The 22,931-nt window shown below is 63.9% G+C and carries 15 protein-coding genes; 8 read left to right on the forward strand and 7 right to left on the reverse strand.

The genetic code is table 11. The features are described 5' to 3' along the window. Positions 1-110: 110 nt before the first annotated feature. Positions 111-1,121, forward strand: coding sequence for a hydroxyacid dehydrogenase (locus tag GA615_RS10140; RefSeq protein WP_152051186.1), 1,011 nt, complete (start codon positions 111-113; stop codon positions 1,119-1,121). A gap of 27 nt (positions 1,122-1,148) precedes the next feature. Here the strand turns inward: GA615_RS10140 and GA615_RS10145 are convergent, their stop codons facing one another. After that, positions 1,149-1,607, reverse strand: a complete 459-nt coding sequence (locus GA615_RS10145) for a hypothetical protein (RefSeq protein ID WP_152051187.1) — start codon at positions 1,605-1,607, stop codon at positions 1,149-1,151. Positions 1,608-1,714: 107 nt separating this feature from the next. Beyond that, positions 1,715-2,860 (reverse strand): DUF1559 domain-containing protein, encoded by a 1,146-nt coding sequence (locus GA615_RS10150; RefSeq protein WP_152051188.1) that lies wholly within the window; start codon positions 2,858-2,860, stop codon positions 1,715-1,717. A gap of 304 nt (positions 2,861-3,164) precedes the next feature. On the opposite strand from GA615_RS10150, the gene GA615_RS10155 reads away from it, so the two are divergent. Further along, a complete protein-coding gene (locus GA615_RS10155; protein WP_152051189.1) occupies positions 3,165-4,580 on the forward strand; it encodes a deoxyribodipyrimidine photo-lyase in 1,416 nt (471 codons plus the stop codon). Positions 4,581-4,611: 31 nt separating this feature from the next. Here the strand turns inward: GA615_RS10155 and GA615_RS10160 are convergent, their stop codons facing one another. The 3 genes from GA615_RS10160 to GA615_RS10170 form a co-directional block, all read right to left on the reverse strand. Next, entirely contained in the window at positions 4,612-6,087 is a 1,476-nt protein-coding gene (locus GA615_RS10160; RefSeq protein WP_152051190.1) for a hypothetical protein, read from the reverse strand. 150 nt (positions 6,088-6,237) lie between these two features. Then, positions 6,238-8,538 carry a DUF4159 domain-containing protein gene (locus GA615_RS10165; RefSeq protein WP_201750155.1) on the reverse strand — a complete coding sequence of 767 codons (2,301 nt, stop codon included), beginning with the start codon at positions 8,536-8,538 and terminating at the stop codon, positions 6,238-6,240. Between the two features lie 79 nt (positions 8,539-8,617). Beyond that, positions 8,618-9,724: a hypothetical protein gene (locus GA615_RS10170; RefSeq protein WP_152051191.1), complete on the reverse strand. Its 1,107-nt coding sequence runs from the start codon at positions 9,722-9,724 to the stop codon at positions 8,618-8,620. Between the two features lie 670 nt (positions 9,725-10,394). Here GA615_RS10170 and GA615_RS10175 point away from each other — a divergent pair. The 6 genes from GA615_RS10175 (at position 10,395) to GA615_RS10200 (ending at position 19,043) form a co-directional block, all read left to right on the forward strand. After that, a complete protein-coding gene (locus GA615_RS10175) occupies positions 10,395-11,429 on the forward strand; it encodes an AAA family ATPase (protein ID WP_169977046.1) in 1,035 nt (344 codons plus the stop codon). A gap of 53 nt (positions 11,430-11,482) precedes the next feature. Beyond that, entirely contained in the window at positions 11,483-12,064 is a 582-nt protein-coding gene (locus GA615_RS10180) for a Uma2 family endonuclease (protein WP_152051192.1), read from the forward strand. 101 nt (positions 12,065-12,165) lie between these two features. Continuing rightward, entirely contained in the window at positions 12,166-13,065 is a 900-nt protein-coding gene (locus GA615_RS10185) for a DUF58 domain-containing protein (protein WP_152051193.1), read from the forward strand. A 32-nt stretch (positions 13,066-13,097) separates the two neighbouring features. After that, entirely contained in the window at positions 13,098-15,332 is a 2,235-nt protein-coding gene (locus tag GA615_RS10190; protein ID WP_152051194.1) for a BatA domain-containing protein, read from the forward strand. Between the two features lie 74 nt (positions 15,333-15,406). Then, positions 15,407-17,635 carry a glutamine amidotransferase gene (locus GA615_RS10195; protein ID WP_152051195.1) on the forward strand — a complete coding sequence of 743 codons (2,229 nt, stop codon included), beginning with the start codon at positions 15,407-15,409 and terminating at the stop codon, positions 17,633-17,635. A 100-nt stretch (positions 17,636-17,735) separates the two neighbouring features. After that, positions 17,736-19,043: a hemolysin family protein gene (locus GA615_RS10200; RefSeq protein WP_152051196.1), complete on the forward strand. Its 1,308-nt coding sequence runs from the start codon at positions 17,736-17,738 to the stop codon at positions 19,041-19,043. On the opposite strand, the gene GA615_RS10205 is transcribed toward GA615_RS10200, so the two are convergent. Both GA615_RS10205 and rsmG read right to left on the reverse strand, forming a co-directional pair. Continuing rightward, complete coding sequence (locus GA615_RS10205) at positions 19,003-21,435, reverse strand: hypothetical protein (protein ID WP_152051197.1); 2,433 nt, start codon at positions 21,433-21,435, stop codon at positions 19,003-19,005. The two genes, GA615_RS10200 and GA615_RS10205, sit on opposite strands and share 41 nt — an antisense overlap. Before the next feature lie 8 nt (positions 21,436-21,443). Beyond that, positions 21,444-22,931, reverse strand: coding sequence for a 16S rRNA (guanine(527)-N(7))-methyltransferase RsmG (gene rsmG / locus GA615_RS10210; protein WP_152051198.1), 1,488 nt, complete (start codon positions 22,929-22,931; stop codon positions 21,444-21,446).

Consider the following 22,931-nt stretch of genomic DNA (forward strand, 5'->3'; position numbering starts at 1 on the left):
ACCTCAAGATGGGTTCCCTCCGTGGCCTCGACGATCGGGCTTTGCTAAGGTAGGAACCTCGAAGACGAACCCATCCCGATTCCCCCACGATGGCGAGCAATCGAAGACCAATGCCCGACCGGCCCCGCATCTTCATGATGACCCACATGCACGAAGACGGCATGAACCTGCTGCACGAGGCCGGTGATGTCGTCATGACCTCGTCGCTCGAACCCGAAATCCTGCACCGCGAGGTCGCCGGTGCCGACGCGATCGTCACACGAACTTACGGTCGGATCGATGCGGCCTTGATGGACGCCGCCGGCCCGCAACTGAAGGTGGTCGGACGGCACGGCGTCGGCGTTGATCACGTGGACGTGCCCGCCGCGACCGAGCGGGGAATCCTCGTCGTTTCGACCCCGGGCGCGAACAAGGAGGCCGTTGCCGAACACGTTTTCGCGTTCATGATCGGCCTGTCGAAACATTTTCCTCAGCAGATGATCGCCCTTGAGGAAGGGCGGTTCATGGACCGCACAAAGCTGATGGGCCGCGACATCCAGGGAAAGACGCTCAGCATTGTCGGCTTCGGCAACGTGGGTCGAGTCGTGGGCCGGATCGCCCGAACGGCCTTCTCGATGCGAGTGCTTTACAACGACATCGTGCCCGCACCGGCCGAGGTCGAGGCCGAGGCGGGTGCCACCCGCGTCGATTTCGAGACGGCGCTCCGCGAAGGGGATTATGTCACGATGCACGTTCCCCTCGACGACAGCACTCGCGGGATGATCGATCGCCGGGCGCTGACTCTGATGAAGCCCGATGCGATCTTGCTCAACACGTGTCGCGGTCCCGTCGTCGATGAGGAGGCGGTGGCCGTAGCACTCGACGAGGGCCGACTCTGGGGCTACGGAGCCGATGTTTTCGCCGAGGAGCCCCCGCCGGATGACCATCCGCTGATCGGTCGGCCCGACGTGATGCTCACGCCTCACAGTGCGGCGCAAACGATCGAGAGCCTGAAAAACATGGCCACCTGGGTTGCCGAGGATGTGGTCCGGGTGCTCCGTGGCGATGCTCCGTTGCGACCTTACAATGACCCCACCACCGTCGCGGCCAACCGGGCGAAACGGACCGGCGCGTCGGCGTGAGGTCATCCATCGGTCCAGGTGTTCCCGTTACTGGCCCCCCGCAAAGGGCACCGAGACCGGTTGCCCTTGCACGGTGGCATTGATCGTCCCGAAGAACGGGTCGAAGACATAATCGCCAGGAGAGGAGGCGAAGCGGGCCTCGCCACCTCCGGGAGTCAGGGTGATTGTGGTGGATTCGCCACCGGGAAGCGCCAGCTCGACGGAAACATCGCTCGGGGCCGGAGTGAGCGGGTCGTAGGTTTCCGTATTCTGATAGAAATAGGCCACAACGCGGGCCTGGGGGCCGACCTGTTCGGTCGTGACCTCCACGGCTCCGCCGTCAGGAAGTGAGACGAGCGGGCCGTCGTGTTGACCGAAGATCGGGTTGTCTTCCGGGGCAATCGAGACCTCGCCAGGTCCACCGCAACCGGCAAGGCAGCACGCGACCACGCCGAGGGTCAGCACGCGCGATCGAATCGAATTCTGAGCGGGCATGAGGGTGTTCATCTCAAGAGAGCGTCCTGGGGGCACCGGCAACGACGCCCGGGCAGGCGGAACCCGCCCCGGGCGTCGAGAAGGTAGATCGGGTGGAAGTTCTGGGGCAACCGAGCGGCTCAATACTGGTCGGCGCTGATGACCTCGCCACCGTTGCGCGTGCCCAATGCTCTCCAGGTGAAGACATTAACGGTGCTCTTGACGAACTTGACCGAGCCGTCGCCGAGCAGAACGTTCACCCCGCCCGGGTGATCGCTGCGGGCCGAGACGATGGCGTGTTCGCCGGGAACATCGGCAATGGCACTGGCCATGCCGCAGTCCTGCCCGTTCCAGTTCGGCGGGGCGACGTGGTTATAGAGCGATCCGGAGTAGGCAGCGGTCGGCCATCCGTTCACATAGTCGCTGCCATCGAGGAACCGCCCCATAGAATTGAAGTGGAAACGGTCAGGCACGCGGACATAACCCCCGCAGGCCTGGAAATGGAGGTCGCGATCCGCCTCGGAAACCGGGGTGGTCTGCCGCTGAGGAGACGTGATGATGTCGGCGGGAGTGGGAGGGTTGGAGGAAAGATCGGTTCCGCTCCCCTTAATGCGTTCGGAGAAGACGGCGGTGTTGCTCAGGCCATCCGTGAAGTCGGCCACGCGAAGTGAAGGGCCATAGGTGAAGGCCCCGTTGCCGGGGGCGGTTCGTACGGCATTGTTATCCCAGGTCGCCGCTCCTCCGTGGGTCAGTGAACCGCCGAAGTTGTAGCGATAGTTGTTCTCACCGACGACTCGACCGGTGTTTGCGTCGGAGGGGCAGATGTAGACATTGAAGGCAATCGAGTACGCGGTGAAATTGGCGTTTGAGACGACTCCGCCAGTCGTCAGGCGGTTCGAGGTCGCCACCGAGAAGTTCATGGCGCTGTAGGCGTTGACCTGCTCCATGAAGTTCAGGATGTGCGTGTGGACCGAGATGTTGCCGGTCCAGTTGCCCGGCACCGAGCCATAGCTGGTGTACCGACCCGTCACGGGGTTCCCGGCCGAGTCGGTCCGATCCGGCTGGAGCCGACCGGGAGGAAAGGCGTTATGACTACTTTCGTAGTTGGCCAGTCCGAGCCCGATTTGCTTCAGGTTGTTCGTGCATTGGGCGCGTCGGGCGGCCTCTCGGGCCGACTGCACGGCCGGGAGGAGCAATGCAATGAGGACGCCGATGATGGCGATGACCACGAGCAATTCGATGAGGGTGAATCCGCGACGATGGCCGGAACAATCGCTGGGGGACATCTATCCTGGAACCTCGAAGGGTTGAGCAGGGGCGAAAATTCGAAAGGGACTCCGGGCGCACAACGCCCGGGGCAAGGAAAGGAAGGAGGCTCGAGCGATCATCCTCGACCGTCTTGAGCCGCAAGCATTGTAAACGTCGAATCCAGGAGAGGTGATGAAAATTATGTGAATTCACACCATCCTCGGTCAATGTCCCTTCTCGATCATCTTGGAGAAAGGGGTGCGCTTGCCCCGGTCCTACAATCGTTCGGTCAAAGGACACCGGTTCGGCAGACGGCGAATCTTCGTGCGAAGAGGTACGGCAGTGGCTGGCATCGAGGAACTGTTGCAACCGAACCCGAGAGTCCGGATCGTTCGATCGGGAGAACCGGCGCCTTCCGGCTCGTGCGTACTCTACTGGATGCAGCGATCGCAACGAGCGGAGGACAACCCAGCCCTGGATCTGGCCATCGCGTTGGGAAACGCCCTGAATCTTCCCGTTCTGGCGGCCTTCGGCTTGACGGCCAACTATCCGGGAGCGCAGCGAAGGCAGTATCGGTTCTTGCTCGACGCCATGCCGGAGATTGAACGAGGACTGAGGGCTCGTGGCGTTCCGTTCGTCTTGAGGCTTGGCTCGCCCGATGAGGTGATCGCCTCGCTTTGCCGGGAGGTGGAACCGGCCTTCCTGGTCGGAGACGAGAATCCGGTCCGGATCGGCCGCCAATGGCGGGACCGCGTGGCCGAACAGGTTGACCTGCCGTTTCGATGTGTCGATGGCGATGTGGTCGTTCCATCCTCGCTGTTTTCGAAACAGGAATACGCCGCGCGGACGATTCGACCGAAGATCCATCGGGTCTGGGACACGTACCTCCAGCCCTTCGGGCCATCAAGGGTCGCGGAAACCTCGTGGCGGGGCCGGAGATTACCCAAGGGTGAAACGATCGACGCCGACGCCTTGCTCAAGGCGATCAAGGTCAAGGGGGTCGGTGAGGTGCCGGGATATCGCGGTGGACCGAGCGAGGCCAGCAAGCGATTGGAACGCTTCGTCAGCGATCGCTTGCCGCACTATGCGACTGCTCGGAACGAGCCGACCCCCTACATGACCAGCGAACTGTCGGCTCACCTGCACTTCGGCCACATTAGCCCCATCACCTGTGCCCTGGCGGCGAAGGAGAGCGACGCCGGGCAGGAGCACATCGACGCCTACCTGGAAGAATTGATCGTCCGCCGCGAGCTGGCAATCAACTACGTCACGCACAATCCGAACTACGACCGGCTGGAGGGCTGCCCGGATTGGGCGCTCAAGACCCTGGCCAAGCACGCCGACGACCCTCGACCGCACCGCTACTCGGCCGAGGAGTTGGAAGCGGGAGAGACACACGACCCGCTCTGGAACGCCGCGCAACGCGAGATGGTGCTCACCGGACGCATGCACAACTACCTTCGGATGTACTGGGCCAAGAAAATTCTCGAATGGAGCCCCGACGCAGAAACCGCGTTCGACATCGCCCTTGACCTGAACGATCGCTACGAGATGGACGGCCGCGATCCGAACGGCTATGTCGGGGTTTCCTGGGCGATCGGCGGCTTGCACGACCGCCCCTGGCCCGAGCGGCCGATCTTCGGCACCGTTCGCTTCATGAGTTATGAAAGCACGCGCAAGAAGTTTGATTCCAAAGGGTACATCCGGCGCGTGCAGTCGCTGGACGCTCGATCGGGCGAGTCGGTCGAATCCGGATGACACGCCCCGCCCAGTGCCGATTCCACTCCGATCAATCTTCGGGCCAGAGCGCCTTGATCGCCTCGACCGTGCGCTCAACCAGTTCGTCGCCCCCCTTCGGGCCGACCTTGCTGCTCTGAACGATCGCACTATATCCGCCACCTTGGACAGCGAACGCGGTGGGCAGGTAGGATCCCGGCCCTGCGAGCTGAATGACGAAGGTCTGCAAGGACGGACTGCGGGCCTTCATTCGGATGCCGTACTCGGTGAACAGCTCGAACGGGTTTGTGGCGATCGCAACGTCGCCGACCCGAATGACGTGCAGCTCCATCTCGTAAGGCGGGACGGAACCGGACTGTTGTTGCTCGTAACGATCGAGCACCGCCTGGTGCCAGAGCATCCGGCGCTTCTGGGCTGGGTCGGCGGAGAGCGACTCGACCTCTCGGGTGGCCTCGGCAACTTCCTCGTCCGTCACCAGTCGAACCGGCAGCTCAATGGTTTTGACCGTGTGGACCAGCGGGAGATCGGTGACGATCTCTTGCCGGGCCCCTTCGTACGCCTCGTCCCAGGCGTGAACGATGCGGCGGGCGATCTCGTCGAGGCGATCGAGACCGCGAAGCCTCCGCATCCGTTCCTCGGCGTCTTTACGTATCATCAGGTGAGGCGACTGATCGCCGGCCGCCCCAATCCACCCGAGAATGGCCAGGTTCTCTCCGTGACGCTCGCGAAGTTGTTGACGAACCGAATGCCAGAAGTCGGCGTTCACGGCCGATCGGCTCTCGACCTCCTGAGCAGGGCAGGCGACGTTGATGGCGGTTGCGATCAGCGATTCATCCTTGTCCCAGAAGAAAAGGACCTCGACGCCGTGGTCTTCGTAGCCTTCGATTCCAACAAAATCATCCTGATTCGTGCGACCATACATCACCGACCGACCATCGGCGTAAACCGAACGGCGATTCTGGGCAACGACGGCGTGACCCAGTCCCCAACCAACCCCGGCAGGCTGACGGGACTCCCAGGCCTCGGTCGACGCCTCGACAATCCGATCGACGAGGAAGGCGACATACTCGGTCGGCGAGACGATCGTGTCGTCGTCGGGCAACTCGTAACGGTCTTCCGCCATCACCGGGGCCGTATGGGTATGGGTGGCGCTCAGGACAAGCTTCATCGGGTCGAAATCCGGGAGCCGATCCGCCAGGTGTTCGCGGACCTGCTCGATGATTCCTTCCCGGATGGCGACCAACTCGCAGGAGACAAGGATTGCCTGGTCGATCACCTGGTCCCCGTCACGCGATTCCAAAGCCAGAGCAGTGGCGGTGACGGGGGTTTCCACGTTCCGAGCGATCCGGGTGGTCATCTGCCCCGAGAGGGGGACCGGGCGATCGGGCGTGATACTGATCGTGGTCGCGCCGACCCGAAGTTCCGCCGCGAACCCCTCGCGAGCAAGGCCGGTCATCAGCCCGGCCGCCAGCAGGGCCGGAATCACCACGATCCAGGTTCGAATAGTTCGACGAGTTGCGCGTCGCATGAGAACGTTCCCCTGGGTGCCAGATGCGAACGGGCGGCCGAGGCAGACACCTCGACTCGCCCGATAACCTCAGGAGCACCAGTATCAAGGAACGCACCAGGGAGTCGCAAGGATGAAGCCAACCCCGGTTTTTCCCAGCATGAGGCGGCCTCAGGGCAAGGTGGAATAGATCACGATGTTCGCCGCAATCCGCATGGCGCTTTCATGAGTGTAGCCCTTGCAGTCGAGCCCTTGCTGGCGTTCGAGGGCGCAGCCGATGTCGTAAGGGGAGTAAATGATCGCCCAGTGACCGTCGATCTTGACCCCTTCCAGACGAGGTCGGTCCTGACCACCCCCGGCGGCCTTCGTGTACTGCACGTCGGAGAGGTCGAAGCCAACCCGGGTGGTGTAGAGGTCGTCGTCCGGGGGAATGACCTCAAGCTCCTTGCCGGGAAGCAACGCTTCGACAAATCGGCGGAAGGCGGTGTCGAAGGCTGGGCTGCCGCAGGCAGCGTCGGCGAAAAAGGTGCCGCCTCCAGGGTCGAGATGGGCACGCAGCGCCTCGATATCCGACTCCGACATGTTGAACGCGGCATTGCCATGGACATAAACCAGGGGGAAATTGATCAAATTCGGATCGGACGGTAGCAAATCGCGGTGATTGATCACCACGTCATAGCCGACCCGCTCGCGCAGGATCGTCGTGAGATTCGGGATCGACAACGGAGCGACGTTCCAGCCACCGGCATGCCGAAGCTTGGCGATCTGCAACGCTCCCCGCTGAGGGAGTTCCAGATCGAAGTCGATGACCTCTCGCGGAACGAGCTTATCGGGCGGTGGCTCGCGACCGGTAGCATAGTCAATCACATTCTCACCAATCCGGGTCGCCCGCAAGACGGCCGGATTGTCGGGCTGAGCCGCCATAAAGTTCCAGAAGCCGGACAGATCCTTGGGACTATAGACCAGGACCGTGCGGCACCCCAGGTCGATCCCCCACAGCGGGGCGACGTCGGGGCTCAGCTTGTGTCGCGACCGATAGATGGGGTGGTCCGCGGTCAACGGCTTGAGCTCATAGCCCTGTTCGGACGGGAAGATGTCCCGCACGAGGTCCTTGAAGCCTCGATCGTGCTCGGCAAGACCGCAACATGCCTCGGCGAACAGGAAGCCCCCCTGCTCGACGTACGACCGAAGATTCGCCTTGCCATCCTCTCCCAGACCGATGGGCTCATGATAATTCAAGAAACAGATGGGAGCCTGTAGGAGTGACTCGACCGAGGAGAAGTCAGGATTGACCGACTGCCAGGTCAGCAGGGTGCCCCAGTCTTCGGCCACGGCCTCGACCAGGTTGCGAACCCCCTCGCGGTGAATATTCCAGTTGTCTCCGACGCCGTGGCGGAGGTTATTGATGAGAACCGGGGCGCGGCCCTTGGCCAGGAACAGGAGGGAAAAACTGGTTGTGATCACCGGGTTGTCCTCGCCGGCGTTCCTCGGCCAGTTCCCGAGCAGCTTGTCCTGGAGGTTGACCAGTTCCTCGGCTCCTTCGACGTACCAGTCGTGGCTGCCGAAATAGCGCTGGCCACTCAATCGGCCGGCGCGTTCAAGACCATAGAGGTAATAGTATTTCCAGGTCATTCCGCGTCCGAGATTCGTGTCGACGCGGAAGTTGGCCCCCATCCAGTCAAGGGCGCGCTGGATGTTCGGGTTGATGCCTCCTTCGCCACAGTTGCGGATCTCTTCGCCGACGAGGAGTTCCCGGCTCTGGATGCGCCGCAGGCCGGTGATGACCAGGCTGGAGATGCCGGCGGTGGTCATGCTGGCGGTCACGGGGTTATTCGGGGTCATGGTGTACCCCCAGCCGCCGCTGAGCCGCTGCGATTGCTCCCAGTACTGCCGGGCCAGTTGCCAGACGCGATCATCGACCGGGATGCCGACCTCGGCCGCGGCGTTCAAGCCCAGCAAGGCATATTGTGCGTTGGAATTATCGGCCGACTGCCCTTTCTGGATCGTGTAGGACCAGGCCCCCACGCCATCCACGCGGTCATCCGGCTGAATCTGGGCGGCTTCGAGCCACTTGACGTTCTCGTTCAGGCGCACGCGGTAGCGATCGGGGTCGGCCGCGGCGAAGGCCATCGTCTGCAAGGAAACGGTGTAAACCTGACCCAGGCGATTGGCGGAGTATTGCTCCAGGAACGCAAGGGCCCTGGTGATGGTCGGATCGTCGGGCGGAACCCCGGCCGTCATCAGGGAAAGGGCGGCCAACGAGGTCGTTCCGGTTTCGTATCGGGGGTTGAATTCCGGCCAGGACCCGTCGGGACGTTGCTCCCCTTTCAGGAAGCGAATCCCGTCTCGGATCGCCTGTTCCACCTGTGCCGACGTGACCTCGGCCCGCGCCGGAGCGATCGAGCCAAGGCTCAATACGCCCAGGAACGCCGCCAGGAGCAACCCAACCCCTCGAATCCCGGAACCTCGCATGACTGCTTGACCTCCCTGCAGGATCGATCGGGGAGCTTCACTGACAACTGTCAAAGTGTAGACGCTCCCCTCACGAGGGTCAACGGCCGGAGAGAGGATCGCCGGCGATCACGGGTTCCACGGCTGCGAGGGTCGGATCATGAGAACCGTCGTCGAGGGGAACTCGCAGGGGCATGGGTTCTCGACCCTGAAGGGTTTGCACGAGGAGCGAGGAACCACCATCGACGAAGACGGGGGCGTGGTTCAGGCAGGAATCGGCCAGAACCCTGCCACGGGTCGCCTCGGCGATCGGCGTGCCGGTCTGCTCGTCGAGCCGAACCGGAAGGACCCGAAGGTAGAGTTCTTCGGGCGTCCCCTTCCAGCTCAGGTAAGCCAGGCAAAGCGATCCGTCGCTTCGAACCCCGAGGGAGGGGCGGCGGCGGCTCACGTCGAGCCCTTCAGGGTCGGGGCGGGTGATCGGTCCGCAATCAATGATGGTCTGCTCGTCTTCGCTGAGTCGGAGCCACCAAATCTCGTCGTGGTCTGCCCGGTTCGGGCCTCCATTGGCACTCCGAGACATGACGGTGGCGATCAGGAGGTCGGGAGACAGCAGTCGCTCGGGGCGCATGACATCGACCAGGACTGGGTTCTCCACGTCGGGCGATTCCACATGCCAGCGCACCGGCTTGAGGCCCAGACCACTGGACCCGGAAATCGGCTCGAAATCGTAGCGGTAAAGATTGCCATCCCCGGCCACGAACAGGACACGGGCCGTCGTTCCGGCACCCCAGCAGGGAGGAGACACCGGGTAATGATCCAGGGAGACGCGATCAAGCACTTCTCCAGAAGGAATGGCCACCCGACTGAGTCCGCAATCCGTCAGACCGAGTTCCGGATCGATCACCAGCCAGCGCCCGGCCACGTGAACCTGATCCCAGGCATCGACCCAGGGAGAACCCGTCGCCAGGTCCACGCGTTCCTGAGAACTCAGGGGGAGGGAGCGAGGCGGTCCGCCGGCCAGGTCAAACAGTTGCAACCCCTCGCTGGCTGCTCCTCGATAGCACGTGGAGACACCAAGGAGATTCGTGGAACTCGGGGTCCTTCCCAGGCCGTTGGGCGACAGCTTTCCGAGGCCAATCGCACCAATCGACAACAGCAACGCGACCATTGAGGCAAGCCGAATCATGGAATGAACAGTTCGAAGCATGAAAGACACTCGTGGCTGGCGAGGCAGGGATGGGGCAGGGTCCGCCGCTGACAGTGCGCGCGGAGTGTGATGAGGGAAACGATCCGTTGCGACGGCCTGTCTCTCGTGGAGGAGCGCGAGGAACAGGCTTGGGCTCAGAACACCGCCCGGGGAGTGACGGGCTGGCGACCAAGCAGGGAGGAGGGTCCTCGACCAGAACGATTCCGTTGGCCCGGTCGAGACAAAGCGATTGCTGGCCAGGTCCATGTCGCGGGAACCTGGGAAACCGGTCGAGGTCCTGAGTGGCCTCGTGTTCGGTGCCTCCAATTCTCGCAATCAGCGGACCAAGCCCTGAGGAGGGCCGAGAGAAACCTGGAGGAACCGAACGATTCCGAAGCGGCCCCGCATCCGAACCTCAAGCCCCGCAATTATTAGGGTGCGAAGGTGTCGAGCGAGGGTGGTTGGCCCACTTCACGGCGGGAAGCCGACTCTTGCAGCTTGAAACGCCCGAGGTTCAGGCAACGCTGCCCGATCCGAGGCAAACGCCTCGGATGTGATGCCATCCTTGAATCGGGTCTTGCGGCACCTCTACAATGGTCCGACCCGTCCTTTGGCAATCGTTGCTCGTGAGTGATCGCGGGGTGACGCGCCTGTTGCTTCGATTCTTCCAAGCCCCCTGGGACACCGACGTATGGCCAGCTCCGGCGACCGGATTTCGCAATTGCTCGACGAGTTCCGTAACTCCCGAGACGTGATGATCACCGAGCTGAGCAAGTCGGTCATCGGCCAGCGAGACGTGCTGGAGCTGATCCTGGCTGCCATCTTCACGAGGGGCCACTGCTTGCTGGTCGGCGTGCCGGGGCTGGCCAAGACCTTGATCGTCAGCTCGATGGCCCGGATCCTCGACGTCGGCTTCAAGCGCATCCAGTTCACGCCCGACCTGATGCCCTCGGACATCACCGGCACGAACGTGCTGGAGGAGCCCGAGACCGGGCGCCGGTCGTTCCGGTTCGTCCCCGGCCCGATCTTCTCGAACATCATCCTCGCCGACGAGATCAACCGAACCCCGCCGAAGACCCAGGCCGCCTTGCTCCAGGCCATGCAGGAGCGAGAGGTCACCGTCGGCCAGGAAACGATGAAACTTCCTGAACCGTTCTTCGTGATCGCCACGCAGAACCCGATCGAGCAGGAAGGGACCTACCCCTTGCCCGAGGCCCAGCTTGACCGCTTCATGTTCGACATCCGGGTCGGCTACCCGAGCCAGGAGGAAGAAGAGAAGATCCTCTCGGCCACGACCAAGGGAGAATTCCCGGAACTGCGCAAGGTGCTCTCGGCCAAGGCGATCGTGAACCTTCAGAAGCTGATCACCTCGGTGCCGATCTCCGACTACGCGGTGAAGTACGTGGCCAAGCTCGTCCGAGCCACCCGCCCGGGCGACCCGCAGGCGCCGGCGTTCGTCAAGGAGCTAATCGACTGGGGGGCCGGTCCCCGGGCCGGGCAAAACCTGATCCTCGGCGGCAAGGCGATGGCCGCCATGGACGGTCGCTTTAGTGTCTCACTCGACGATATCCGCAAGGTCGCCGTCCCGGTCCTTCGCCACCGGATCAGCACCAACTTCCAGGCCCAGGCCGAGGGGATGAGCCCCGACGACCTGATCAATCGCCTCGTCAAGGAAGTCCGCGAGCCCGACGTGCCCAAGTACGACCGCCGCGGCGGTGCCGCCTGATTGCGTCCGGAAGGCGTTTGCCTCCATTCTCCCCTTGTCGGGAGCCCCATCCCATGTCGACCCAACGCACCTCCCTGCTCCTCGGTCCCGACGACGCCGGCCGATTCGTTTCGGCCGAGGAGTTCGCCGAGGCCGATTTCATCGAGCCCTGGACTTACGAACGCGAGGCCGGGAGGCTGGTCGTCGTGTCACCCGACAGCAAGGAGCACGACGACTGCTCCGAACCGATCCGCGATCACCTGGGCGCCTTTCGCCTCGCCCATCCGGGGGTGATCGAACTCGTCGTCTCCGAGGCCTGGATCCGGGTCGGAGGCGGGACTGACCGGATCGCCGATATCGCGGTCTACCTCGTCCGCCCCGAGGGTGGCCCGGAACGCCCGGATCGGATTCCGGAACTCGTCTTCGAGGTCGTCAGCCCGGACCGGGAATCCCGAGAACGCGATTATGTGCGCAAGCGTCGGGAATATCGCGCTCTTGGTGTCCGAGAATACGTGATCGTCGATCGATTCCTTGGCCGATTCGTGGTTTTGACGCTTGGCCCCCGCGGTTACCGTCGCCGGACCTTGCGGCGCGGGCAGATCTACCAGTCGCCATTGATGCCGGGCCTGGCGATTCCGCTCGACGAGGTCATTTAACTCGACTTTCTGAGGCTCCGAACGAGCCGATTCGCGTCACGGCCGGTACAATACGAGAAGGATCACGATCTCAACCCCTAGCCCGATCGGGAGGACGAGCCTTGGCCGTCACGGCCGAACAGTACCTGAAGCCCGAGGTGATTCGCCAGGTGGCGCGGCTCGACCTGCGGGCGCGTTTCATCGTCGAGGGGTTTATCGCCGGCCTGCACGCCAGCCCCTTCCACGGCTTCTCTGTGGAATTTTCGGAGCACCGCAAGTACACCGCGGGCGATAACATCTCCGACATCGACTGGAACGTCTTCGCCAAGACCGACCGCTTTTATATCAAAAAGTTCGAAGCCGAGACGAACTTGACCGGCTACCTGGCGATGGACCTCTCCGCCTCGATGGGCTACACCTACCGGCAGGATCTCACGAAGTTCGAATACTGCATCAGCCTGGCCGCGGCCCTGGCGTACCTGATGGTTCACCAGCAAGACCCGGTCGGTCTGGTCGCCTTCGACACCAAGATCCGCCAGAGCCTGGCCCCGAAGAGCAAGCGGACGCAGTTGACGAACATCCTCTCCTTGCTAGCCCGGCTTCGTCCGTCCGACGTGACCGACGTGGCCAAGTGCATGCACCAGCTCGCGGGGATGATCCGTCACAAAGGTTTAATCATGCTCTTCAGCGATCTTCTTGATGATCCCGAGCCGATCCTCAAGGCGCTGTACCGGCTCCGCTATTCCGGGCACGATGTCATCCTCTTTCACGTACTCGACGAGGCAGAAGACTCGTTCCCATTCGACGGCATGGTCGAGCTGGAAGACAATGAAACGCACGAGAAACTGCTGGTCGACGCCAATGCCATGAAAGCCGACTACCTGGAAGAACTCGCGGCCTTCCGCCAGCGCTACCGGAAAGAGTGCCTCGCGGCCCGCATCGATTATGTGCCGCTGCATACCGGCATGCCGTTTGATAAGGCGTTGATGAGCTATCTCCTCAGCCGGCAAGCCCGGGGCTGATCCCTCGCGTTGCATCGGGACGACGATTTCTCATGGACATTTCCTTGATCCACGCGGGCCTTGCGGCGGGAGCGGCCCTGGCGGTCGTCCCCTTGATCATTCATCTGGTCATGCGCCAGACGCCCAAGCGAATCGTCTTTCCCGCCCTCCGCCTGCTCCAGCAACGGCATCAGCGATCGACCAAACGGCTGAAGGTCAAGAACTGGCTCCTGCTACTCGCCCGGATGGCCCTGGTCGCCCTGATGGCCCTGGCCCTCGCCCGGCCGGCGCTCAATGCCCGCGTCCCGCTCGGCGATCGCGAGGTGCCGACCGCGCTGGCGATGGTCATCGATACGAGCCTCTCGATGGGCTACGTCGAACAGGGTAAGTCCCGACTCGATGAGGCAAAAGAGGTCGCCAACCAGGTTCTCCGCAAACTTCCCGAATCCAGCCAGGTCTACCTGATCGACTCCGGCGTGCCGGCCGTGCCGGCGGCGGTATCCCCCTCGGCGGCGCGGAAGCGGCTGGAGGGTCTGGAGCTGCGGGCCGCCAACCGCTCGCTCAACCTCTCGCTCGAACGGGCGTATGAGGCCCTGGCCGAGAGCCGACGCGACCTGCCCCGCCTCGAAGCCTATGTCCTGACCGACCTGGCCCGATCGTCGTGGGAGCCCGGCCAGACGATCCCCGGCCGGGATCGAATCAAGGAACGCTCCGGGCGCGAGGCGGCGACGTACCTCATCCGGCTCGCCCCCGACGAGTTCCGCAACGCCGCCATCGTCGGCCTGGAAGCCCGCCCCGCGTCAGAGCCGGAAGCCGACGGCCGTCGAGCCTTCGAGCTCGTCGCCACGATCCGGAACACCGGCCCGGCGACCACCCGGCTTGCCGAGTTCCTCCTCGATGGCTCGAAGCGCGGCCAGCAAGACGTGGAACTGCCGGCCGAGGGTCAGGTCGAGGTGATCTTCCGCACTCCAGCAAGCCTCGACGCCGGGTTGCATCAGGCCGAGGTGCGACTGGAAGGGGTCGACCCCCTGCCTTTCGATGATCGACGTTTCGTCACGTTCGAATCCAGCCCCGCCTTTGATGTCCTGGTCCTTTACGATCCCGACCCCGACGACGAGCCCCGGTTCATCGACGCCACCTTCGTCGCCGGGGCTCTTGACCCGCAGGCCACCGGCATTCCGAACCGGGTCGAGACGCTCAGCACCGACCAATTCGACGGCCGGATTCCCCGAGAGTTGGCGAACTACTCATGCCTTGTCATGAACAATGTCGCTCGGCTTTCGCCCCAGGCGTGGGAACAACTGGCGGCCTACGTCCGTAATGGCGGTGGGTTGGTGGTCGCCCTCGGCCGGAATACCGATCCGGCGGAATACACGTCTGAGGCCGCTCGAACCGTGATTCCCGGCCAGCCGGGAGACCCCGTCTCCCCGTCCGGCGGCACGGCGTTCGGCGATCTGGTCGATCCGAGCCACCCATTGTTCTTCCCCTACACGAGGGAGATCGCCGCCGACCTGGCCAACATCCCCGTCTTTACCTATCGGGAGTTTCGACCGATCGACGCTCCCTACGTCCGTCCGCTCCTGACCTATCAGGACGGCGCACCGGCCCTGATCGAGGCGACCTTTGACGGCCCGCAGGTCGGACGGGTCTTGCTCTGGACGACCCCCCTGTCCCGTCGGCCGACCCCCGACGATCCTGACGCCTGGAACGAGTTTCCGAACCCTCTGGCCGGCTGGTCCTTCCTGGCCCTGATGCAGCGCACCGTGCCCTACCTGGCCGGTGCCTCGGGATCGCGATTGAACTACGAGGCCGGGGAAATCGTCATCCTTCCCCTCGAACCCTCGGTCCGCGCGGCCAGCTACCTCGTCCAGGGGCCGACCGATCAGCTCAACGAACGAATCAACCCCGACCGCGACGTGTCCGAGCTGATCGTCGAGGGGCCCGAGGCGCTCGGCCAGTGGACTGTCTTGCCAACTCGCGGAAACGCAGCGGCAAGCGAGCAACCAAGGCTCGGCTTCAGCATCAACCCCCGGCCCGAGGAGGCGAACTACCGCCCCCTCCAGGCGGAAGAACTCGAGGCGTTGCTCGGCGACCCCGAGACCTTCGCCCTGGCGGACTCGCCCGACGCCATCGACCGCGTGCAACGAACCGCCCGGGTCGGCCGCGAGATCTTCCCCTGGCTCATGATCCTGATCCTCGTCCTGTTGACCGCGGAAAATTACCTGGCCAACCGCTTCCACCGCGAGCACGCCGCCGCGAGCCCAGCCCCCGCACGAGCCGCCGCATGACGTGACCGACGACCTGCTCGACCGCCGCGACCGATCGACTCGACTCCCCGACCCCTTTTGTGTAGACCGACGCGATGAGCGAACGCATCAGCCTGAGTCTCAGCCCGATCGGACACTGGGCCGTGGTCGTTCTGGCCGCGGCCGCCGTCGTATCGCTGACGCTCTGGCCGTACCGAAAACGACTGAGAGACAGCACCGACCGGCGCAAATATCTGGTCGTGGGCCTGCGTATGGTTGCGGTGCTTCTGGCCCTCCTGGCGTGCGTCAGGCCCTCGGTCCTGATCATGCAACGGGTCAAGCAGCAAGTCTCGTTGATCTTCCTCGTCGACAGCTCGACCAGCATGAAGATCAATGATGAGGCCAATAATCGCAGCCGATGGGAGATGGCCCGCCGCGCCCTCGACCGATCGCAGGAGGTTTTGGGGGACACCTCGACCGATCCCGACTCGGGCCTCGCCGTGAAATTCTATCGCTTTGACCGTGAGTTGCACCCCGGCCTGCCCTCGGACGACATGACCGAGCCGGACGGCTTGCAAACGACGCTCGGCGCCTCGTTGCTGGAAGCCGTGCGCCGGGAAAGCGGGGCGCCGATCGCCTCGGTCGTGGTCATGTCCGACGGAGCCTCGAATGGTGGGGTCGCCCCCTTGACGGCCGCGCAGAACCTCCGGGCTCAAGGGGTGCCGATCACGGCGGTCGGCTTCGGGTCGGCCGCGGCCGGGGCCGGCTCCCGAGACATCGCCGTGACCGGAGTGCAGGCTCCCGAAGCCATCTTCGTGAAGAACGAGATGGAGGTCCGCGGGGCGCTCCGGGTTCGGGGCTACGCCGGTCAGGAGGTGGAGGTCGAGCTGCGGGCCGAAGGCTTCGGGCAGCCCGTCGCCCGAACGACCGTCCAGGTGCCGGCCGACTCGGAGGTGGTGACCACCCCTCCCATGCGGTTCGCCCCGCAGACCGCGGGAGAGCAGTTACTCACCGTCCAGGTCGCCTCGCGAGAGGGAGAGTTGATCGACTCGAACAACAGCTTCAGCACCTTCGTCAGCGTCTTGCCCGGCGGGCTTAACGTCTTGCACCTGCAGGGACCTGGAACGATCTGGGAAGGGAAGTTCGTGACTCGAGCGCTCGATGCCTCCCGGGAAATCCAGGCGAACCTCAACGTGATTCTCGGCCCCGGCCGCGGCGGTCAACCTGCCATCCCCGACGAAGCGTTTGCCCCCGGATCTCATGATGTGTACATTCTTGGTGACGTTCCGGCCGAGTTCCTCTCACCGAACCAGCAGCGGTTGCTCGCCCGAGCCGTCCAGGCCGGTGCCGGCCTGATCATGCTTGGTGGACGCGACAGTTTCGGTGACGGTGGCTGGGGAGCAAGCCCCCTGGCCGAAGTTCTCCCGACGATCATGCGAAGTGGCGATGGTCAGATCGAGCCCGACGACGGACTTCAGGTCGTTCCCAACCCGCAGGCCCTCGACAACTACGTCTTGCAGCTCGGCCCGACCCAGGCCGAGACGGCCAGCACCTGGGAACAACTCCCGCCGATCCCCGGCGCCAGCCGACTCGGCCGCCCGAAGCAATCGGCCGTCGTCTGGGCACAGACCCCAGATCGTGAGCCATTGATGGTCGCCCAGGACGGCCGAGGGCGGGTGATCGCCTTCGGCGGCGAAACCTGGCCCTGGTATCGCGCCTCGGAAGCCAGCCAGGAAGCCCACCGCAAATTCTGGCGGCAGACAATCCTCTGGCTCGCCCACCAGGAAGATCAGGGGCAATCCCGCGTCGAATTGCGGCTCGATCGCCGTCGCGTGGCCATCGGTGGGGCGGTCGAACTGTCGGCCCTCGCCCGGGACGATCAGGACCAACCGATCCCCGACGCCCGATACCAGGCCCTCGTTCGTCCTCCTGGAGGAGCGGCCGCCGTTCCGGTCGATCTGTTCGTTCAGGATGAGCGTGCCCGAGGCACCTACGCTGCTTCGGGTGATCCGGGAATATACGGCGTCGAGGTCATCGCCACCGACGCCAATGGCAACGAGATCGGCCGAGCCACCTCTCGATTCCTCGTCTTCCAGGATGACCTGGAACTGGAAAATCCCGCGGCCAACATCGCGCTCTTGCAGCAACTTTCGGAGTTGACCGGTGGCCAGTTCCTCCGTCCCGAACAGCTTGACCGTTATCTCGACGACCTCGACCCCGAATCGTTCAGCCGGGTCGAAACGCAGGTTGAGTACCGCCTCTGGGACAACTGGCCGTTCCTGATCTGCTTCGTCGGCACCCTTGGCGTGGAATGGTTTGTCCGCAAGCGGATGGGATGGGTATGATCGTCGATCCCCCGATCCTCGACCCGGCTCGCATCGCCTAACCCCGCGGCTGGCCTCCAAAGGGCCTGGCCCAGAATCCCTTCCTTTCGGAGAAACCCTCGTGCCATGGTTCGAACTGGCGGGCTTGCTCGCCTTGATCCTGGCCAACGGCGCATTTTCAACCTCGGAACTGGCAATCGTGTCGGCGCGGAAGGGGCGGCTTGATGCGCTGGCCAAGACCGGGGACCGCCGCGCCCAGGCTGCCCTGGAACTGGCCGAGGACCCGAATCGGTTTCTCTCCACCGTGCAGATCGGGATCACCCTGATCGGCACGCTCGCCGGAGCCTTCGGCGGCGCCACGCTGGCGGAGCCACTGGCAAAGGCCCTTCGCCCGCTTCCGGCCATCGACGATTCTGCCGAGCCGATCGCGCTGGGAGTCGTGGTCGTCGGCATCACCTACGCCACGCTGATTCTGGGAGAGCTTGTGCCGAAGCGCATCGCGCTTGCGGCTCCCGAGCGGATCGCCCGATTCACGGCTCCGACCCTCCGACGCCTTGCTCGAATCACGGTGCCCCTGATCCGGTTACTCAGTGGTTCGACGGATCTCGTGCTCTACGCGATCGGCATCCGTCAAAGCACCGAGCCCCCCGTGACCGACGAGGACGTCAAGCAGATGATCCTCCAGGGAATCGAGCACGGCGTCTTCGAGCCGGTCGAGCACGACATGATTCGCGGCGTCCTCCGCCTCGGAGATCGTCGAGCCGGCGTGCTGATGACCCCTCGCAGTGAGGTCGTCTGGCTCGACATTGCCGACTCTCCCGAGGAGATCCGGCGCAAGGTCACCACGAGTCCTCACTCCAGCTTCCCGGTCTGCAACGGATCGATCGACGACGTGCTCGGAATCGTCCGCGTCAAGGACTTGCTTGCGCTTGGCCTCTCCGAACACGCCGTCTCGTTGAAAGGACACCTGGCGATCCCTCTGTTCCTCTACGAAGGAACCCGAGGACTCAAGATCCTCGACACCTTCCAGAAAACCGGCCATCACTTTGCCGTGGTCCTCGACGAATACGGCTCGGTCGAAGGCGTGCTGACCCTGACCGACCTGCTCGAAGCCATCGTCGGCGATCTTCCCGGCCCCGGAGAATCTCCCGGCCCTCGGGCCGTGCCGCACCCCGACGGCTCCTGGATTGTCGACGGGATGCTCCCGGCCGACGCCTTACGCGACCACGTCATGCACCGCGACCTGCCGCCGGGCGATTACCATACGGTTGCCGGGTTCGTCATCACCCAGCTCGGCCATATCCCCGCCGTGGGCGCTTCGCTTGAGTGGGATAGCTACCGCTTCACCGTGGTTGATGGCTCGGCCAATCGCGTCCACAAGATCCGGGTCAGCCCCATCGGCGAAACACCCTCTGAACCAACGTCCTGAGGCCGATGACCATCAGCACCACCCCCGCCCCCGACGAAAGGATCCCACCAATCGCCAGCCCGGGAGCGTGATACCTCATCACCACTTCGATGTTTCCCGGGTCGGGCAAGGCCACAACCCGGAACGCATGATCGCCTCGGTCCAACGGCACGGCCCGGCCATTCAGCGTTGCTTGCCAGCCCGGCATCCAGGTGTCGGCCACCACCATCAGGCCCGGCGCCTCGGTCGTCACGCGAAGGATGATCCGATCAGGATGCTCTTGTCGGTACTCGACCGGGGTGAATGGTTGCCGGGCCCCCGCGATCCCCCGCATCGGATCAGTCGTCATCACCACGACCGATCGGGGATCGACCTCGGCCAGGCGTTCCAAAGTTCGAGACGGGTTGACGACGTCGACCTCTGGAACCACCCAGGCTCTCGGCAAGGCGCCCGGATTCTCAGTCAGCTCAAAGCGAGCCCCCCCTCTCCTCCCCGACTCAATCACCGGCCCGACCTCCAGTCGAGGTGGTCGATCACTGACCAACAGGGCCACCCCCATGCAGTCCAGAATCGCGTTCGCAAGATCGGCATCGAGGTGGCGAGGAAACGGGGCCTCCGGCTCCTGAAACACCGGATAAAGCGGTCGAGTCACCTCCGCTGCATGGCGAATCTGAAATAAGTCACCGATGTTTGTTTTTTCAATTCCATCGCGCCAGGCATGCAGATCGGAGTAAAACGTGTCTCTGGCCCGAACGCGGAACGGCCCCTCCGGACGATGTCGGTCCAGTGCCTCCGACACCGCATCGCGTTCAAGAAACCGGTTGACCGAACAGATCGGCACCGCCATCACGGTCGAGAGCGACAATTCTAGAATGACGATCCCCGCCATCAACATCGCCGCCTTTGCCCCGCGCTCTGGGCGAAGGACACGCCAGCAGAACGCGGCCCCCACCCCCGCGATCGTCGTCAGGGTCAAACCGTCCTGCGCAAGGTGCCGGGTGGCCAGGAACCACAACGAGCGACCAATCCCCCTTCCCTGTGCCCCACGCTCTTCCGGAACCAGGCTGGCCCACACTCCTCCCGCCACCACAAAACACACAAGCGCAAGAAATTTTCCATAATTTCTTGCCCATCGCACAATTTGGCGACGATCAACGACCGAACCAATCACCTCCATGCCCATTCCAGCCAGCACCGAGGCCGCCGTGACGACCACAAAGAGCGAGCGAGCCGGAACCCGCGCAGCTTCCAATCCCGGAATTCCTGACACGACCGCGGCGAGCCCCAGCGACCGCCCTCCGGCGAACCAGAGACTCATCCCCATCAGAGCAAACCAGCCCCAGACCGCTCGACGATCAGGATAAGCTGCCACGCCCAGCACGAGCAGAACCAGAGGTGCCCAGCCCACCGAGAGCATCGTTTCCCACAAATTCCCCCGACCCATGTACGAGGACGGCCCCCCGAGGATCCTTGGCGAAATCAGTTGCATCAGGTTCGATGGCCACAGATGATACAGGCTCGCACCTCCCCCCCCTTCTCCCCCCATCGGCCCGGCCGCCCAGGCTCTTGCAGACAAGACCGGCACCCACTCCACGGCCGAAAGCCCCAGAGCGAGCAGAAACGCAAGACCCCATCGTCCCAGACGCCAGGCGTCCTCTCGGGCATCCCCCGCCGGTCGAACCTTCCGCAGAGGGTGACGCCTCAGCGTCGCCAACGAGCGGAACGCATCCCACGCGGCCCAGGCCGCCAGCACCAGTCCGAGATAGATCCCCTCTTGCGGATGCCCCGTCATCACCGAGCAAGCCAATCCCAGTGGCAAGAGCAGCCCGGCAGTCCATTGGCCCTTTCTCAACCAGAGCGCACCAACCAAGGTCCAGGGGTACCAACTCACCGACCAGAGATGAGGAAGATGTCCTTCAATGATCTGCGCGATGATATAAGGGTTCAACATCACGACCACGCCCGAAACCGTTGCCGCCAGGGGGCCAAGGCCGACCCCTCGCCCCAGGACAACCCCGCCGAGCCCCAGCCAGAGCAAATGCCCCACCGTCAGCCAACCCAGGGCCGACGGCTCCCCCCACGACCAGGCGAGCCAGATCGGCGGATACCAGTTCCCCGCTTGCGGGTTTCCCACATTGGGCCGACCGGCAAAGCCATGAGGATCCCACTGCGGAATCGTGCCGAACGATCGCCAGTGGTCGCTCTGCCAGAGGAATCGGGGAAGGAACAGTCCGGTCAGGTCGTTCCCAATCGGTCGATCACCCGTTCGGTACCCCTCGTCGATCCAGGATCGTTCCCCATCGACGATCAGCGCAGTCGGGTTCGCCAGCAGGCCCGAGAACCCCACCATCAGGGCTCCCACCAGCGCGACGATCGACCCGCCCCATCGTCCCCATCGACGGAGATCCGGCACGACCACTCTCATTCGTCCGCCAGAGGCCAGCCCGCCTTGCTCCGCCAGGCAAACAGCGAGACAGCCGTTGCGGTTGCGGCGTTGAGCGACTCGACCCCCGGCGCGATCGGCACGCGACGGCGATCCGGATGACCGCGCCATCGTGCGGGCAATCCCGGCCCTTCCACCCCCGGAAGCAGACCAAAGCGATCGGGCCAGGGCTCGTCATCGAGTGACGGTCCATCGATGTCGAGCGGAAGAATCGGCACCGAATCACTCACCAGATCGTTGATCGACGGCCCGAACGCAAGCGGTACCTGAAACACCGCCGGCCCCGCTGCCCGCACCGCTTTCGGATGAAACGGATGCGCCGCTTCCTTCAACAAGACCACCCGCGCCGCCCCAAACGCGGCCGCCGATCGCAAGACTGCCCCCACATTCTCGGGGTCCTGGAACGGCACGAACAGCGAACAGCCTTCGGGCCAATCGTCTTCCGCCGACCAGTTCGGAATCTCGGGAACCCGCGCCAGCAGCAACGGTGCCCCGGTTCCCGCCACGTCCAGTTCTCGGAGCAATGCCGGATCGAGCCGCAACCAGGTGACGTCGGAAGCAATTTCTTCTGGTGGCGGGTTCCCTTCCGGGCCGGTGAGCCAGGCTTCAATCCGATCAGGGAACCGATCGACAACCTCGGAAATGATCCGATGTCCCGCAATCAGCGCTCGGCTGTGCTTGCGAATGCCTCGGCCGGAAAGCACGTCACGAGCCAGCCGGAACGACGGGTTCGAGGCGCTCGACACCTCCTTGACCGGCCCGGAGAAGGCCCGATCCAGTGGAGTCTCAGCCGCCGGCAGTGTCGCGGAAACAACCGGAGCCTCAAGCCGCTCGTACACCACGAACCGCCGACGATGCTCGGTGCCCGGAATGCGGTCGGCATGATCGCCGACGAGTCGATAGGCGTCTCCAAGGCTCCGGCGCGCCTCGGCGATCTCGTCGTCGCAATCCGGTCCCTTCAGGAAGATCATGCGACCACCAGGGCGAAGGCAGTAGGCGACCCGTTCCAGCGTTTCCGGAATCGTCGCCACGGCCCGGGTGATGACTCCCTCGACCGGCCGGGTAAAGCGCGGGCCGACCTTGCCCGCGTGGACCTCCGCTCCCTCAAGGCCGAGCCGTTCGCAGACGTGACGGAGGAACGCCGCCCGCGCTCCCCGAGGTTCAGCCAGGATCATGTGAACCTCCGGTCGAGCAATCTTCAAGGGAATGCCGGGTAGGCCCGCACCCGAACCCATATCGACGAGCGGGCTGGGCAGTTCGACATGCTTGAGAACCAGCAAGCTATCGACATAATGCTTGAGCACCATGTTTTCAAAGTTGCGAATTCGTGTCAGATTCAGTTCCGCGTCCGCCTCGCGCAGCAGGCGATGATACGCCCAGAGGGCGTCATACTGCGACTCGGCCAGAGGCAGGCCACACTGTTCGAGAATTGCCTTCAGCGCGGCCCGGCTCGGAGTGCTTGGCAC

Origin of the sequence: Tautonia marina, from assembly GCF_009177065.1 — a bacterium.
Taxonomy (GTDB): Bacteria; Planctomycetota; Planctomycetia; order Isosphaerales; family Isosphaeraceae; genus Tautonia; species Tautonia marina.